Source organism: Nodosilinea sp. LEGE 07088 (genome assembly GCF_015207395.1).
In the GTDB taxonomy this organism is placed as follows: Bacteria; Cyanobacteriota; Cyanobacteriia; order Phormidesmidales; family Phormidesmidaceae; genus Nodosilinea.
Window position 1 is genome coordinate 1 of the sequence record NZ_JADEWX010000069.1, and the last position, 15755, is coordinate 15755.

20 protein-coding genes are annotated in these 15755 nt (G+C 52.9%); 10 read left to right on the forward strand and 10 right to left on the reverse strand.

Features of this window, described 5'->3' with window-relative positions:
- Nucleotides 1-117: 117 nt before the first annotated feature.
- The 4 genes from IQ254_RS15910 to IQ254_RS15925 form a co-directional block, all read right to left on the reverse strand.
- The gene (locus IQ254_RS15910; RefSeq protein WP_193967145.1) at nt 118-780 is read right to left on the reverse strand and encodes an NADPH-dependent F420 reductase; all 663 of its coding nucleotides are present in this window, start codon (nt 778-780) and stop codon (nt 118-120) included.
- Nucleotides 777-1385: an NADPH-dependent FMN reductase gene (locus IQ254_RS15915; protein ID WP_193967146.1), complete on the reverse strand. Its 609-nt coding sequence runs from the start codon at nt 1383-1385 to the stop codon at nt 777-779. Before IQ254_RS15915 ends, IQ254_RS15910 begins: the two co-directional genes overlap by 4 nt.
- 87 nt (nt 1386-1472) lie before the next feature.
- A complete protein-coding gene (gene dps, locus IQ254_RS15920) occupies nt 1473-1955 on the reverse strand; it encodes a DNA starvation/stationary phase protection protein Dps (protein ID WP_193967147.1) in 483 nt (160 codons plus the stop codon).
- A 123-nt stretch (nt 1956-2078) separates the two neighbouring features.
- Complete coding sequence (locus IQ254_RS15925) at nt 2079-2324, reverse strand: hypothetical protein (RefSeq protein WP_193967148.1); 246 nt, start codon at nt 2322-2324, stop codon at nt 2079-2081.
- 422 nt (nt 2325-2746) lie between these two features.
- On the opposite strand from IQ254_RS15925, the gene IQ254_RS15930 reads away from it, so the two are divergent.
- The gene (locus IQ254_RS15930; RefSeq protein ID WP_193967149.1) at nt 2747-3628 is read left to right on the forward strand and encodes a helix-turn-helix domain-containing protein; all 882 of its coding nucleotides are present in this window, start codon (nt 2747-2749) and stop codon (nt 3626-3628) included.
- 69 nt (nt 3629-3697) lie between these two features.
- Here IQ254_RS15930 and IQ254_RS15935 read toward each other — a convergent pair whose 3' ends face one another.
- A complete protein-coding gene (locus IQ254_RS15935) occupies nt 3698-4465 on the reverse strand; it encodes an SDR family NAD(P)-dependent oxidoreductase (RefSeq protein WP_193967150.1) in 768 nt (255 codons plus the stop codon).
- 204 nt (nt 4466-4669) lie between these two features.
- Here IQ254_RS15935 and IQ254_RS15940 point away from each other — a divergent pair, with 204 nt between their 5' ends.
- Together IQ254_RS15940 and IQ254_RS15945 are read left to right on the forward strand one after the other, a co-directional pair.
- The gene (locus tag IQ254_RS15940) at nt 4670-5578 is read left to right on the forward strand and encodes an AraC family transcriptional regulator (protein ID WP_193967176.1); all 909 of its coding nucleotides are present in this window, start codon (nt 4670-4672) and stop codon (nt 5576-5578) included.
- A gap of 25 nt (nt 5579-5603) precedes the next feature.
- Nucleotides 5604-5780 (forward strand): hypothetical protein, encoded by a 177-nt coding sequence (locus IQ254_RS15945; protein ID WP_193967151.1) that lies wholly within the window; start codon nt 5604-5606, stop codon nt 5778-5780.
- Nucleotides 5781-5830: 50 nt separating this feature from the next.
- Here IQ254_RS15945 and IQ254_RS15950 read toward each other — a convergent pair whose 3' ends face one another.
- From IQ254_RS15950 to IQ254_RS15960, 3 genes are all read right to left on the reverse strand, one after another.
- Complete coding sequence (locus IQ254_RS15950) at nt 5831-6232, reverse strand: hypothetical protein (protein WP_193967152.1); 402 nt, start codon at nt 6230-6232, stop codon at nt 5831-5833.
- A 42-nt stretch (nt 6233-6274) separates the two neighbouring features.
- A complete protein-coding gene (locus tag IQ254_RS33165) occupies nt 6275-6520 on the reverse strand; it encodes a hypothetical protein (protein ID WP_313887472.1) in 246 nt (81 codons plus the stop codon).
- A 172-nt stretch (nt 6521-6692) separates the two neighbouring features.
- Nucleotides 6693-8069 carry a WD40 repeat domain-containing protein gene (locus IQ254_RS15960; protein WP_193967153.1) on the reverse strand — a complete coding sequence of 459 codons (1377 nt, stop codon included), beginning with the start codon at nt 8067-8069 and terminating at the stop codon, nt 6693-6695.
- A gap of 397 nt (nt 8070-8466) precedes the next feature.
- Between IQ254_RS15960 and IQ254_RS15965 the strand changes: the two genes are divergently transcribed.
- From IQ254_RS15965 to IQ254_RS15990, 6 genes are all read left to right on the forward strand, one after another.
- Nucleotides 8467-8610: a hypothetical protein gene (locus tag IQ254_RS15965; protein WP_228040779.1), complete on the forward strand. Its 144-nt coding sequence runs from the start codon at nt 8467-8469 to the stop codon at nt 8608-8610.
- Nucleotides 8611-8871: 261 nt separating this feature from the next.
- Complete coding sequence (locus tag IQ254_RS15970) at nt 8872-10284, forward strand: radical SAM protein (protein WP_193967154.1); 1413 nt, start codon at nt 8872-8874, stop codon at nt 10282-10284.
- 289 nt (nt 10285-10573) lie between these two features.
- Nucleotides 10574-10753: an aldo/keto reductase gene (locus IQ254_RS31575; RefSeq protein ID WP_369011312.1), complete on the forward strand. Its 180-nt coding sequence runs from the start codon at nt 10574-10576 to the stop codon at nt 10751-10753.
- A gap of 90 nt (nt 10754-10843) precedes the next feature.
- Nucleotides 10844-11722 carry an AraC family transcriptional regulator gene (locus IQ254_RS15980; protein ID WP_193967155.1) on the forward strand — a complete coding sequence of 293 codons (879 nt, stop codon included), beginning with the start codon at nt 10844-10846 and terminating at the stop codon, nt 11720-11722.
- A 147-nt stretch (nt 11723-11869) separates the two neighbouring features.
- Nucleotides 11870-12598, forward strand: a complete 729-nt coding sequence (locus IQ254_RS15985; RefSeq protein ID WP_193967156.1) for a hypothetical protein — start codon at nt 11870-11872, stop codon at nt 12596-12598.
- 11 nt (nt 12599-12609) lie between these two features.
- Nucleotides 12610-13845: an MFS transporter gene (locus tag IQ254_RS15990; protein WP_193967157.1), complete on the forward strand. Its 1236-nt coding sequence runs from the start codon at nt 12610-12612 to the stop codon at nt 13843-13845.
- Between the two features lie 87 nt (nt 13846-13932).
- On the opposite strand, the gene IQ254_RS15995 is transcribed toward IQ254_RS15990, so the two are convergent.
- Nucleotides 13933-14409: a cupin domain-containing protein gene (locus tag IQ254_RS15995; RefSeq protein WP_193967158.1), complete on the reverse strand. Its 477-nt coding sequence runs from the start codon at nt 14407-14409 to the stop codon at nt 13933-13935.
- Nucleotides 14410-14452: 43 nt separating this feature from the next.
- Nucleotides 14453-14698 (reverse strand): hypothetical protein, encoded by a 246-nt coding sequence (locus IQ254_RS16000; RefSeq protein WP_193967159.1) that lies wholly within the window; start codon nt 14696-14698, stop codon nt 14453-14455.
- Nucleotides 14699-14834: 136 nt separating this feature from the next.
- On the opposite strand from IQ254_RS16000, the gene IQ254_RS16005 reads away from it, so the two are divergent.
- Complete coding sequence (locus IQ254_RS16005) at nt 14835-15725, forward strand: nucleoside monophosphate kinase (protein ID WP_193967160.1); 891 nt, start codon at nt 14835-14837, stop codon at nt 15723-15725.
- The last annotated feature ends 30 nt before the right edge of the window (nt 15726-15755 follow it).

Sequence of the window (15755 nt, forward strand, 5' to 3'; positions counted from 1 at the left end):
CAATGTCAGAAATATCTCTCCGGCCTCCTGAATGCACTGCTCGACGGTTGCATTAGGAAAATTAAGCAGCGTATCTAGGTGAAAGTCCATGATGTCAATCCCCCTAAACGTAACTCATTATACAATTACCACCCTGGATCCGGAAGAGCCAAACTTTTGGCTAGCGATAGCAAACTGAACCCATACGCTCGCCAGAGTTTCTAAAGACCGAGAAACGATCAGTCCCCCCGCATCGATCGGTTGATAACCACAATCCTCAATCAACGTTTCCACAGTTGCTCGTGAACCTGGATGGTCACCGCAGTAGAAAATACTGGGTTTGTCTAGGCCAAACTGGCGGGATTCGGAGGCGGCGATCTCTGCAAAGGTTAGGTTAAAGGCTTCAAAAACATGGGCCGCTGGAGCCATCTGCTGCACCGTTTCTGCGATCGAAATTTTGAGGTCGGTCGCAATCCCGATCGTTTGCCCCGTAAAATCCGGCTTTAGATCGCTCATGCAGCTAATGACTACTTTGCCTGCCAGTTGACTTTCCTGGTCAAGTGCAGTCGTGCCCAAAACCTCCTCAATGACCGCTGGGTTGAGCGCGAGCAGCACGGCGTCGCTTTGGGCGATCGCCTCCCCTGGGCTACCCGCACGGGCATTTGTTCCTGCGGTAGTGGCTAAATGCTTAAGCTTTTGGAGATCTCTAGAATGGGAAAAAATCACCTGATGTCCTGCCTTTGCCCAAAGTTTCCCCAAGCTTCCGCCCATGTTTCCTGAGCCGATAATGCCAATTTTCATATTGTTCCTCTGGAGCCAACCAACTGCTCAGCCAACTGTTCAACTAACTTTTGAGCCACCTGTTGAACAGCGAGCTGATGAGCAGCCATGCGTAAGCTACCATCTTGATCAAATGCTTCGTAGGCACTCGGAATGACCGCCTGCTCAGACAACACCGTGACACCAATGCCCTCCAAAATTGCTCTAACATGCACCAGTCCGCGCCTGCCGCCGCCGCCGCCAGGAGACGTGGCTAGCAATGCCGCTGTTTTCCCCTTAAAGCAGCTCAAGGCCAGCGGCAGTTCACCGGGTTCTGGGCGAGAAGCCCAGTCGATCGCATTTTTGAGCAGAGGCGTGATCGAGCCGTTGTACTCAGGGCAGGCTATTAGAAATCCCTGATGGCTTTTGAGCAACGCTTTAAATTTGAGAACAGTCTCAGGCAGACCGTTTTGTGCTTCTAGATCCTCATCAAAGAGCGGCATAGGATAATCTTTGAGGTCAATGTAGGTGACCAGCGTATCTAGAGCTTTCGCTTCGTTAGCAGCGGCAATGACCAGCTTTTTGTGGAATGATTCTGTGCGGGCACTCCCTGCAAATGCCAAGATTCTAGGCGGTTGGATAGTCATGACTGTTGAATAGTGATGGTAATTGAATCGTGATGGTAATTGAAGGGTTGCGAAAATTAAAGGGTTGCAGTGATTAAAGGGGTAATCTCAAACTTGCAAATGTGCTTCTAGCAGCCAAAGAGATTTATCTGTGGCGCGAGAGATCTCAGTGTAGAGATCAGCAGAACTGGCATCACCCAAACCGTCAGCCAATTCGATGCCATAGCGAATGGCTTTGCCGTAGAGCGCAATCCGCTCTGCTAGGGCAACTAAATGTTCTGGCCCCGCACTGATATTAGCTGGATATGGAGAAATTTTTGATTTCTGAACCACAATCTGCACTGTGCCCTCCGCCCTACCTCCCAATGCCGTAATCCGCTCAGCCAGAAAATCTGAAAAGTCATCAAACTGCTCTGCCAGGGTGTCAAAGAGTTGGTGGAGCTGAAAAAACTGCATGCCTTTGACATTCCAGTGGGAGCATTTGAACTGCATACGGAGATCAATGGTATTGGCTAGACTCCTGCTTAGAATCTCTGTCATTTCAACTTGGACTTCAGGGGCGAGATCAATCCGACTGGGATAGTCTTTCATTCTGTTTATTACCAATCATAGGGGCTGTAATTTGCGTTTTACATCGACAAGGATGGCTTCATTCTCGTAGGGATAGTTTTCTCCAGGCTGGGTGATTTTTGCCTGGGGTAGCCGCTCTGCGACCTAAGCTTGAATACGCGATCGCTGCTCTGGCGTATATCTTCCGCCAATCAGTACCAAATTGACCGCTTCTCCCAGTTCTTCTAGTTTTGCCAAACCTTCAGCTTCGCTCAAGGTGCCATAAACGGTGACATCGCCGATGTGCTCCAAAAGCTCAATCACCTCATGCCGTCGCTCTGGATTGCCGCCAAATAGAATAATTACGGGGGCATTGTCCGATCCAATAACAGATTGCTTGAGTGAAACCATGCCTTAACTCTCTTTTTGATGGAACGTTTGAATCTCAATGAATCAAGCTTTTAATCTAGTTTTCCCCACGATTGTTTTCTTCCAGGAAAAAAATTGGCATTAGAACTGTTTAGAAAAGTCGTTAAGTAGAGTTCTTCGGTAAAATCTTCAAGCTTTCACCTGTTAGGTTTGGTCACCGTATCTTTGGGAAACAACGCTGCCATAATTTAAAGATATCTGGAGAGTGGAACAGCGTATTGAAGCCTATTTCGGAAACTCGTCTAATCTTTCGGTGATGTTCCAAATAGTTGTCTCAGCGTTGATTCTTGACTACAATTTGGTTGTGCGACCGACGCTTGATCTAGCAGAGGCACCGAGGCACCTGAGTTAGAGTTTTACGATAGTTCCTTTTTTTGCGCCCACTTCCATATCCAACCTTTGCCATGAGCACCACTGACCCAGCAGTTCACCCATTTGAAATCGTTCCGCCCGAATGGGTGCTGTCGCAGCAGTCGCTCAGGGCCGGTCGCTTGGAGGTCAGGCACCAGATTGAAGCGCCCAGCGAAATCAGCGTCCCCGCTTTGAGCCATCATTTTCTTTCTGTCGTCCTGAGCCATGGCAATACTCGCCAAGTCACTCGCCTGGGGCGGCAGCATTACGAAGGGGCACATGCGGCAGGGAACTTTTGGCTGGCGGCGGCCCAAGGGGATTCGGCCCATTGGGCTTGGGAGAGCACGGATGAAACAATTTTGTTCGCGATCGATCCCTTGAGCCTACAAGACTTGGCCCAGGAAAGCGGCTGGAAAGAACCCAATTTAGATCTAAAGCACGTTCTCTGTGGGAATGACCCAATATTTGAGCGCCTGGCTTGGCAATACCGCGCCGAAATGCAGCAGCCCGGTCTGGGCGGGCTGCTCTACTGTGAGTCGCTGGGTAATCTGTTTCTCCTACATCTGCTTAGGAACTATTGCCACCAGTCGCCCAAGTTTCGTAAATATGCCACGGGGTTGGGCGATCGCCGTCTCAAGCGAGTCTTGGCTTACATCGACGAGCATCTTGAAGACAGCATTGGCCTCCAGGAACTCGCCGCCGTTGCAGAATTGAGCCAATGCCACTTTTGTGACATGTTCAAACAGTTCATGGGGGTGCCGCCCTACCGCTATGTGTTGCTGCAACGCATTGAGCGAGCGAAGCGCTATCTGCGGCAGGGCAAGCAGCCGATCCAGGACATTGCCCTAGACTGCGGTTTTGCTGACCAGAGTCATCTGACGCGACACTTTCGCAAAGTGGTGGGACTTACACCCAGAGCATTTCGTGAGCTATAGCTTAATGGCTTGATAGCTCGTTTGCTCGATTAGTTTAATTTCGGGCGTTGCATAATAGCGCTGCTTGAATTAGAGAAACATGCCGCCAGAGACTTCAATCCTCTGACCGTTGATCCAGCGGTTGTCTTCAGAGAGTAAAGCTGCGATCGCACCGCCAATATCATCGGGCACACCCACGCGGCCTAAAGCTGTCTGCGAGGCGATAAAGTCATTCATCTGTTGATTGTCACGCACTGCGCCACCCCCGAAATCTGTTTCGATTGCGCCAGGAGCGATGGTATTAACGGCGATTTGTCTTTCACCCAGTTCCTTCGCCAGGTATCGGGTCAGTACCTCTATTCCTCCCTTCATGGCGCCATAGGCGGAGAATCCTGGTAGCGTGAATCTGGCAAGACCCGTTGAAATATTGACGATTCGTCCACCATCTTGGATCACCGAGAGAAGTTTTTGCGTTAGGAAGAAAACGCCCTTTAGCTGAATATTCATTAAGCGGTCAAAGTCTTCTTCAGTCGTCTCAGTAAAGGGCTTACTGATGCCGATTCCGGCGTTGTTAATCAGAAAATTAAACTGTTCCGTTTGCCAGATATCCTGAAGTACCCGATTGACCTGTACGACAAACCCATCAAAGGTTTGGATATCAGAACTATCCAGCTGTAAGGCAACCGCTTTGCGGCCCATCGCTTTAATTTCAGAGACGACCGCGTTGGCTTCAGCCTCACTGCTGTGATAGGTCACAATCACATCGACACCTTTCTGGGCCAGCGTCAATGCGGTGTTTTTACCCAACCCTCGACTCGATCCGGTCACTAATGCGATTTTTTGAGTGATCTGTGTCATTGCCTTATCCTTTCAGTCTTTGTACAACATGGGTTTATCGTAGTCCTGAAGAACTTAGCGCTGAATACCTAAACCTGGCTGGTTATTGCCTGATCCTCTCAAACTAGATGTGGGTCGAGATACTATTTTCCTATAATGATTTGTAGGCAACGATTGCAGTCGTCGAAACCCACCATGAAGACTGAAACGGTTAACCACGACGCGATGGCGCAACGCCACTCGAGCATCGCTCGTCGTTGTGCAGAATTGGCGGCACGGGTGGCGCGACACACGGACGGTAGGGGCAATGGAATTCACCCAACTGCGATCGCTCAACTAGAATTCATGCGAGACGATGCCTCCACGACGATATGCAACGTCTATGAACCGGCGATCGCCATCGTCGTTCAGGGAAAAAAGGAGATATGGCTCGGTGAGGAGACCTATCACTACGGTGTCGCTCAATATCTGGTGGTTTCTGTTGAACTGCCCGTCAGGGGATTTATCGTGGAGGCGACGCCCGAGCAGCCCTACTTAGGCTTTCTTCTAAAACTATCCCCCCTTGAACTCTTCGACATAGTTGCCCAGGTTCAACCCAGGACAGCTACCCCAGAAAGCTCATGCCGAGGGTTGTTCGTCAGCGATGTCGATCTGCCACTGATTGATTGCGCGCTCAGGCTGACTCAGCTTTTGAATACGCCGCAGGATATTCCATTTCTAGCGCCGATGATTATCCGCGAAATCTACTACCGTCTGCTCACAGGTGAACAAGGCGAAGCGATTCGTCAGATTGCCACCTCCGGGAGCAATATGCAGCGTATCGCTGGCGCGATTGAACGGATCAAAGCTGGCTTTGCCCAATCGCTACGGGTTGAGGCGCTGGCAGCGCAAGCTAACATGTCTACCTCATCTTTCCATCGACATTTCAAATCTGTTACCTCAATGAGCCCGCTACAGTATCAAAAACAATTGCGGCTGTTAGAAGCGCGTCGTCTGATGCTAGCTGAAAACGCCGATGCAACCCATGCAGCCTATCAGGTGGGATACGAAAGTCCCTCACAGTTCAGCCGTGAATATTCCCGTATGTTTGGGGTACCCCCCATTCAGGATATTCAGCGGTTGCGGATAGCTTGAGCCGCAATCGTCTTCAGAATCACTTGTGGATGGGGCCGACGCCCCCGAGGCACGGGCGGCCCTGTCCACCAGCGCCGCCGCCGCCAAAGCCCTCGCCATCCAGGTCGGGCTGGCCATCACCAACCAAATGTTTGACCTGATGGGGGCGCGATCGGTGGCCAGTCGCTATGGCTATGACCTCTACTGTGGACTGCACCTTTGACGTCAGGTTCTGGATGACGACTCATCTACCCCCAATATTTAATGCCAGCCCTATTTTTTTAGCCCCAGTAACAAAATAAAAATCCCTAGCAGCAAGGCTTCGGTACCCAACAATCCATTTAACGTTTGGGCATCTTCAGGGTTGAGGATGAATTGCGATCGCAACAGCGTATAGGGCACAAACTGTAATAGGCTAATGCCGCTAAACACCAGCCACACCGACCAAGCTAACCCTTGCCACAGAGCAATCGCGCTCACCACATCAAACATCAGCAGCGCAATATCCAGCCCACGCCACAGTAATGGGGTTGACAGCCAAGGCTTTCCCGTCAATCCGGCAATGTTGCCGATGTGAACGGTCGCACCATAGAGCAGTACGATCGCTAAAAATTTGGCGTAAGCGCCAGTCCAAGGGCGTTGTAAGGCCGTGTGAAAGAATTCGAGATAGAGCATGGTTAAGCAGTCATTAGAGCGTTGGGCAGAGCGGGCAGCGGGTCAGTGATGCCGGACATGGCCATAGGCGATCGCGAGCAAGCGCTCGTCTTGCCAGCGACGCCCATGGAGTTGCACGCCTAAGGGCAGTCCAGTGGTGGTTTGACCGATGGGAAACGTGACCACAGGCGTAGCCAATAGGCCGGTGGCCAAGTACATACTAAACACATTGGCATAGGGATAGTGCTGGCGGCCAATCTGGAGCGGGGTGCCGATTTTACAGTGGGCGATCGCCCCCTCCACCGGCACGGTCTCACCCCAGCAGAAATCGCCAGTATCCTCAGCCTGTCACTAGCTAAAGTGGCAGGCAATCTAGGTTAGAAATGCCTTCGCGGAAACAGCTAGCACGCTAATTGAGCGATCTACATGACTGAAAGCTACCTGCGCCAACTTTTTCCGAGATCGCTTTTCGATAATTTTCTCACTTAATGAAATAGACGTCAGTACGATTTGCTTCATACGAATAGGTCACAACCCTATCGTCAAATTGGGGCTGGAAATCTTCGGGATATTGACCTGTCAGATCGACATAAAAATTGGCGATATATGGGGGTTGAAAGGTTTCAGGTAGGCTCGCAATTTCTGTCCCGTCAATGTGGTAAAAGCGGGTTAGATCCTCATCAAATGCAGAAGTGGTGACGACAAGCTGCTGTTCTGACCAGAACTCGGTATATCCCCCTGCGTAGGTGCTCAGTTCTGTGCCCTCTAAATCGTAAAGATATCCGTCGCCAAAGACAGAGGTAACGATCCTGGGTTCATCCGGTGTCAATGTCACAAAAGTACCGGGGAGAGTCGTCATCTCAGTCCCGTCGGCTTGGTAAATATGGGTGGCATTGTAATCGGCTGTAATAACCTTGCCATCAGGGGTAAACGCGGTGATGCCGCCCTTAAAAGAGGCCAGTTCTTCGCCGTCAAATCTGACGAGACGAGAGACCGGTTTGTCTGCGTCATACCCAATCAGAATCAGCCCGTCGTTGTGGGCCAGCACGCCCTGGTAAATACCAGGAAATGTGGCTTGTTCGACGCCATTGCGCTCAAAAATGTGCGATCGCATTTCCCCTGGTGAGGCCCCTGTCCTGATCACAACACGTTCACCATCAGGCGTAAACTCCAGTCGCGGATAGACGTCTTCAACCCTTGCTGCTGGAAACGAGACGACTTGAGTGCCTTCGAAATCAAATACCTGAAATTTTTGCTCTGACTCAGAGTAAGTAATCAAGCCGTTCTGCTCTGGTGTCAGCCCATAAAATTTGCCCTCAAATGCAGCCAACTCCTCGCCGCTGAAAGTCAATAAGCGGGAAACCGGGTCTGCTAAACCGCCATAGATGATCACTTGCTGACCGTCTGGCATAAACGCCGCAAAGAAGCCTGGAAAACTCGCTAACTGATCGCCGTCAAGCGTTAATAATTCCGTTGAGGGATTAGTCGGTTCCGTAGGTGCGAACCACTCATCCTTAATCACAACCATTACCTCGCTGTTGGGCGCAAACGCAATAGCCGCCCCCGTATGAGCGCTGCGTTCTGTTCCGTCAATATCAAAAACGTGAACCTGTTGCTGGTTTTGGGTGACCAGACTCTCTCCGTTGGGAGCAAAGCCCCGGAAGAGCCCTTCAAAACTGGCCCCTTTTTCAAACGTGAGCGAATTGGGTGCGCGTCGTTGAGTGTTGCTGGTGGCCCCTTGACCGACCAATATGGGTTGCGGATTGGTCAGCTTTGATATCGAGCAGGCTCCTGAGGTGGCCACCAAGCACAGCGTACACAATAACCAGGTTGAGCTTCGAAGCAGTTTGAAAGGCATAAACAACTCCTGGGTGGGGATGTTTTAAGGTGAAAGCAAGCGATCATAAAAGACTTAACTGCGGCCCCAACACCCCGACGCTTCTACATGATATTTCGGGATCTTCATAGGTATCCGCTTAAGCCGGGACGCTGGTAGAACTTGGAATGTTGGAGTCAGGAGCCAGAAGTCAGTATTGACAGGCCTTCTGGCTCCTGGCTACCTCGCGACAGCAATGTCCCGCTTTGAGTTGATACCCCTCTCAACTATTGCCCTATGGCGCAAATCGCTGGGGTAACATCACTACCGCTGTAATTGTCCTCTCCCTTGCCATCTTCTATGACACAACCGATTTAGACGACACCTTTTTCTTGATCATTGAGATCGCCGCGCTGTCATTCGTACAAGTACCAGCCCGGTGGCGGCGAAGTCTCCCACGCCGAGTTCAATGCGACCCGGCATGCAAGTTGTCGGTCAGCGGTGGCGCGAAATGGAATTGATTGCGATCGCCCAAGAGCTTAACCGGGTGGTGGGTGGGTTCCAGCCGCCACCGGGCTATTGAACCTCGAAGTCTGAACACAGAGTCAGTTGTCTACCTGACCGGCTGGATTGCGATTGCGAAGATTACCATTGGCAGGTGCGACCTGCACCTCGACACCTGGCCAGCCGCCTAGACGGCTAAACCATGTTCTCAGCTGGTTCGGTAAACGAATGTCATCAAGTACTTAAGCAATGCCAAGTTTTTCAACTGTTTCTGTACTGGAGGTCAACGAAACAAGTTTTCAGGGGGAGGCTATTGAAAACTCTGCGAGAGGGCTTCCCCATGCAAGTCAAAATGATCCTACCGGCTTTGACGGAGGCCCTCAGCCCCTTTTGGCGACCGATTAAATATCATCTGTTTCCGCCCCTGGGTTTGGCCACAATTGCCGCTTTTTTTGAGCCCGACGACGACATTGACCTGCAAGACGAGCATGTCGAAACCCTCAACCTCGATGACGAACCCGATTTAGTAGTTATTCAGGTTTACATTACCTCGGCCTACCGGGCCTATGAACTGGCTGACCACTACCGCAGCAAAGGATCCTACGTGGTGTTGGGAGGGCTGCATGTCACCGCGTTACCCGCAGAAGCCGCGCAACATGCCGACACCATTTTTCTGGGGCCTGGGGAAGATACCTGGCCTCAGTTTTTACAAGATTTTCGAGCTGGCGCACCGGCTCAGCAGTATCAATCAAAAATTCGCTCCCTGGTTGGGGTTCCCCCGATTCGGCGGGATCTGATCAAGCGGCACAATTATCTCGTTCCCAACTCGATTGTGGTGTCGAGGGGGTGCCCCCACCACTGCGACTTCTGCTACAAAGAAGCGTTTTACCAGGGGGGTAAATCCTTTTATCTACAGCCCATCGACGATGCCCTGGCGGAGATTGATCGACTGCCCGGCAAACATCTGTATTTTCTGGATGATCACTTGTTTGGTCATGTCGGGTTTGCGATGGAGCTATTTGAGGCCATGGAGGGAATGGGACGAGTCTGGCAGGCAGCCGCGACGGTGCAATCCATTCTGGCCCAGCCGGCCCTGCTGGAAAAAGCCGTAGCCGCAGGTCTCCGCAGCGTGTTCATCGGTTTTGAGACGCTTAATTTTCATAACCTGAAAGAGCAGCACAAGTACCACAACCTCAATCGGGACTATAGCGTCGCCATTCGCCGCCTGCGGGACTATGGGGTGATGGTCAACGGCAGCTTTGTTTACGGTATGGACGGGGACGACGAAACCGTATTTGATCGCACCGTTGAGTGGGCCGTGCAGCAGGGCATCGAAACGGCTACCTTCCACATTCTCACCCCCTACCCTGGCACGCTGCTGTACGATCGCATGGTTGCCCAGCAGCGCATCACCCAGCACAACTGGGATCTATATGACACTCGCCATGTGGTCTACAAACCGATGCAACTCAGCGCTGAACGCCTGGAGGCAGGCTACTGGCAGTCTTACCGGGAGTTTTATCGCTGGAGTGCGATCGTTCAGGGGGCCTGGACGAAGGAAGTCTGGGCTGATCGACTGCGGCATTTAGCCTATACCGGAGCCTGGAAGAAATCTGAACCGGTCTGGGATCTGCTGATTCGTCTCAAGCAGGTGAACCATCTGCTGCCAGCGCTGGAAAACGTACTGACGAGTTTTGGCCGCCGTACTGCCCCGGCCCTTCTCCGTCAACCCAATCCAGCATTAAATGTGTGAGACCACTTCACTTATGAGGAGAGATCTGATGCAGGCATCGGTGATTGATCACGACATCAGAGCAGAAGCTATTCAGGCAGGTTACAGCAGGGCGAGACGACTATTGTTCTGTGCTTATTAGCTCGGCGAGTGAGGGCACTTCATCGACACGGCTGAAGCCTATGGCCCCGGTACGAATATGGACTATTGCACCGCTCACAACATTGCCTTCATTCCCTAAGGTTCGCTAGGGGCTTATCCCCTCAAGTCAGGTTCGCCCTTCACTCAGGCGGAGGGGGGGCTGAAACAGATCGCCGAGGTCCATCATGCCCATCCGACCCAGCTTGCCCTGGCCTGGTTGTTGCACCGGGCTCCTAATCTGCTGCTAATTCCTGGAACCACCGCGATCGCCCATCTTGAAGAGAACATGCAAGCAGCGACGATTCAGCTATCGGCGGCAGAACTGGCTCAACTCAACACCTTTGGCTGATTGGCCGCGGTGCATCATCCAAGGCTACGGCCTGTCTCCCAACCTGCTGAAAGTGTAAGATTCTTAGAATAAGCTTTGACAGAGAAACCTATGGCTCCGGGTGCCCCTGAGAATACCCCTATACAGATTGTGCCCCGGTCACCAGGACTGCGCAGTCGAAACTCTATCGCAGACCTCCTGCGGGTCGAAATTCATCATCAACCGGGCGAAGGGGTATCGGAATGTCGCCTTCCCCATTACCAGGTTAGTGTTCACCTGGGTCCGTCTATTTGGTTACAGCAAACCACAGAAGGGCAGCACCGTAGTGGTTATCAAGCTGAGGGCGACATTATGGTTACGCCGCCTAATCTACATCGTCAGCTAGCCTGGGATGTAGATGCTCAGTTCCTGTTGTTGCGCCTTGAGCCTAAGCTGTTTCATCAGGCGGCCTTGGAATGGGCCGATGTCGGGCAGCTTGAAATTACGCCCCAGCCTAACCTCAAAGATCCGCTGATTCAACAGATTGGGCTGGCTCTGAAAGCAGAAACGGAAAGGAATGGATTAAGCAACCGCCTCTATGCTGAGGCAATGGGCAATGCGCTAGCGGTGCATCTTCTGCATCACTATTCCCATCAGCCGCTAGACATTAAGTCCTCTGCTGATGGTTTGGCAGACCGCAAGTTGGGCCAGTCCATTGACTATATTCAGGCCCATTTAAGCGACGATCTTTCTGTAGAAGCCGTTGCGGCTCATATCGGGATGAGTCGTTATTACTTTAGCCGCCAGTTTCAGCAATCAGTGGGGATTTCGCCCTATCAGTACGTGCTGCAGCAGCGGGTGGAGAAAGCCAAGTCCCTCCTGCACCGGGAGGATTTAACCATTACCGATATTGCTCTGGAGTGCGGATTCATCGACTCCAGCCATTTAGCCCGTCAGTTTCGGAAAGTGGTGGGAGTACCGCCCAGCGTTTATCGGCAGCAGGTGCGCTAGAGCGCAGGAATATCCTCCTGGACGGCAAGAATCGACAAGCCATCCCCCACTGACCTGAGTAGGCTGGTGGCAGCGAATTGGGTGCGATCGCCCAGTTCCAATTTGGGCCGTTAATTTTGAGCTATGTCTGTAAGAGGTTATATCGTCATGGTTAGAGCTTTGACCCATCGGGTGACGGGATTTGCGATCGTGGTTCTCGCAAGTTTGGGGATGCTGGTCGGGGGAACGCAGATCGCCCAGGCCGCAGCGATCGCTCTGGATGAAACCGCCGATATCGTCAATGTGATTACCGTTTATCCCACCACCGCAGAAACCCAACCGCAGATTTTATCGGCAGTATCTAAAGCAGAAACATCCAGCTTTTCCAGCATTCCCGGCTTTCAGGACTCCGCCATTCTGAAAGCTCAGGAGGGCAACCAGGTGGTGGCCCTGTCGCAGTGGAACGGCCAGGATTTGACCAGTTTCGACGCCTACATCAAAGAGCATGTGCTGGACATTCCGGCGAGTCAGTCGGCTAAATCCTTTGCCTGCCAGGTGCAGCACACTGAAACCAGGGCCGATTCCCTTGAATTTGAGCAGGGTGATGTGGTTATGTTCAGCCAATTTAAGATGAAGCCCGCGAAGGTGCAGTCTGAATTAGCGATGGTTATTCGTCAGATGATGCCTGGGGTGCTGGACATGATTCCGGGACTCCAGTGGGCGGCCATGTGCCCCAGCACTGATGACTCTACCATCGCCCTGTTAGCCCGTTGGAATAGTCGGAAAGATTTTGAGTCCCTCGGCCAAAATCCGGGGTTTGATCAAGAAACGAACTACTGGCAAGACTACGCCAACAATGAACATGGTCTGTACGATGTGGTCGAGGTGATTCGTTAAGCTATGAACCCATGACCAGCACCGCTTCTACCCTACAACCCAATCCCAACCGTCCAGTAATCAAGACAACACTGTTGTTGGCCAGCACCCTGACAGTGATGTCGGGAGCCACGATCGCCCCGGCGCTCCCGGCGATGCAGGTACAGTTCGCCGAACTAGAAAATGTGGAATTTTGGGTACGCTTGGTACTCACGATGCCTGCCCTGTTCATCGTCATCGGCTCGCCGATTGCGGGGCAGTTGGTTGACACCGTGGGCCGCAAGCCGCTGCTGGTGGGCTCGGCGATTTTGTATGGGCTGGCGGGGAGTTCAGGTTTTGTGCTGAATTCCCTCTTCGCGATTCTGGGGGGACGGGCGCTTTTGGGGTTAGCGGTGGCGGGGATTATGGTCAGCGCCACAACGCTGATTGCCGACTATTATCAGGGCCAGGCCCGCGCCAATTTTATGGGGCTGCAGGCCGCGTTTATGGGCTTCGGCGGGGTACTGTTTCTATCGTTGGGGGGCTTTATTGCGGAACTCAACTGGCGGTTACCGTTTCTGATTTACCTGTTTTCCTGGCTATTGCTGCCCACCATGATTGGGGCCATTTATGAGCCCCGGCGGGATTTCCTTGATGCCCACGGCGATACTGCAGGCGTCCAATCAGCGATGCCAGTCAAGTTGCTAGTGCTAATCTACGGGGCAGTGCTGCTACAGATGATTGCTTTTTACATGATTCCGGTGCAACTGCCGTTCCACCTGCAGCAGGTGGCCAATGTGGGGGCGACCCAGACTGGGCTAGCAATCGCCTGCTCTACTCTGTTTAGCGCCGTAGCCTCGATGCGCTACGGCAAAGTCAAGCAAAAATTGAGCTTCATCAGCATTCTGGCCATTGGGTTTGGACTGATGGGCCTAGGCTACCTGGGCTTAGGCCTGGTGAGCAACTACTGGCTGGTACTGCTGATTTTGATGCCGACGGGCATTGGCCTAGGTTTGATGATGCCCAACCTCAACGTATGGGTGTCTAACGAAGTACCTGATGCTATGCGAGGCCGGGCCTTGGGCGGCTTGACCACCTTCATGTTTTTGGGCCAGTTTCTATCACCGATTGTGGCTCAGCCGTTTAGACAGAGTATTGGCATGGGGGCAACCTACGGCCTGACAGGTGTCGTGCTGGCCGTCCTGTCAGCATTATTGTGGATATTCAAACAACAGATTTGTCATGCCGTCAACAGCGCCGTGGGCGGCGCGATCGCGGTTGATGGCTAAATCCCAGTAGTGATTGAGTAAAGAGCTTTGGTGGGTCGCGGTGCAGCTTAAGGTGCTGACTATAGGAGAACCCAATTGTCCCTGGCATTATGCGGACACAATAAATTTGGACAGAGTTGGATTGGCCGCCCGGAGCGATCGAGCTGCATCTGAGTCGGGGTCGATCATCTCGAAATCCTGAAACTCGAACCCAGGACCGACAGAGCAGCCAACCAGGACCGTAGCGCCGATGGGCTCAGCTGCTTGCCAGGTACCGGCGGGGATGACATAGCAGAAGCAGTTGGCCTGGGGTGACAGCTCGATGCAGGTCGGTGGTGTGTTGGTGCCAGTCCAGGTGTAGAGCCGCAGCCCTTCCCCCTGGTACAGATTCCAGACTTCATCGGAGGTGACCCGATGGAATCGACTCACCTCTCCCTGATGCAGGGAAAAGTAGATATGGGTCAGGGCCGCCCGGCTGTCGCCATCGCTAGTGGCAACCCTGGCATTGGATCTGAACACCTCACGGAATCGTCCCCCTTCGGGGTGTTCGATCAGATCGGTGGGTTGCCAATGTTGAACGATCATTCTCTGTATCCATGACAGCGAGACGCCTGGGGGACTTAGCCCCTCACCTACGCAGGTATGCAGCAGGAATCAAACTAGGGTAATGGCCACCCTGATTACCCCAGGTTAGTTCATGCCATTCAAAACTGGACTCGGTGGGAACGAGAGTGACCTCTAATCGTTGCCCTCGCCGGAGTCGGGTGAGGGGCGATCGCACACCGATGTAATCCTCAGTCAACAGCCGGTGCCGGTCGTCAAAGGTTCGCAGCCCCTCAAAGTCAGATGTGCCAAAGGTTTCGACTATCAGCATTCGTCCACCGCTTGCGGTTACTGCCCGATCGCTTTAGGGCAGAACAACAAAATCCAACAAAAGAATTTTTCTGACAATCTCATCGGAGATGATGAAAATCCGATTATTTTGTTGGGGTTGCCTGAGACTCTAGGCCATGGAAACTAAGCAGTTTATTCTTTTGGGGCCACCAGGGGTAGACGTGAATGCGCATGCCGCCGCCCTGGCTGAACGCTGGCAGATTTCCGCGATCTCGATGGCGGCGCTGGTGCGTGATGCGATCGCCAAGGAATCGGCCATCGGCCTTGAGGCCCGCCCCTTCGTCGAGGCCGACGCGCTGGTGCCCGACCCGCTGGTACTGAAGCTACTGCGGAAGCGGTTGGAGCAACCCGATGCCATGCTCAAGGGCTGGGTGTTAGAAGGTTTTCCGCGCACCATGCCCCAGGCCCAGGGGCTAGATGACTGGTTATCGACGGTGGGGCAGCCCCCGGCGACGGTGGTTTATCTTCAGGCGAAGCCAGGGTTGCTGCTCAATCGGCTGGCGACTGAGCCGGGGCAAACTCAGCCCATGTCAGCCCTACGGCAGCAGCTAGAGCACTACGAACAGGCGATCGCCCCGATCCTGGAGCATTACCAACAGCGCGATCAGCTCACCCCCATTAACGCCAACCTATCGTTTGCAGAAATCGATCGGGATCTGGCCCAGCTGGGCCAGGAAGATACCGGGGCGGCTCCATTAATTGCGGATGAGTCGGCCCTCAATACCCTGATTGCCCAGGAATCGCGGCTGGTGGTCGATTGTATGGCGATGTGGTGCGGCTCGTGCAAACAAGTTACCCCCTCGATCGACAAGCTGGCGGAGACCTATCAAGGCCGCGTCACGGTGATGAAAATAGACTTTGACGCCAATCGGCAGATTTCTAAGCGCTTTGGGCTGAAGGGGATACCGGCTGTCATGTACTTTCGAGAGGGTCAACTGCTGGAAATCCTCACGGGTGTCAGGGCCTACGCCGAATACGACGCAGTGGTCGCTCGCCTCTTGGCCTAGCGCTACTTGAGCCTGGCCAGATAGCTGAGG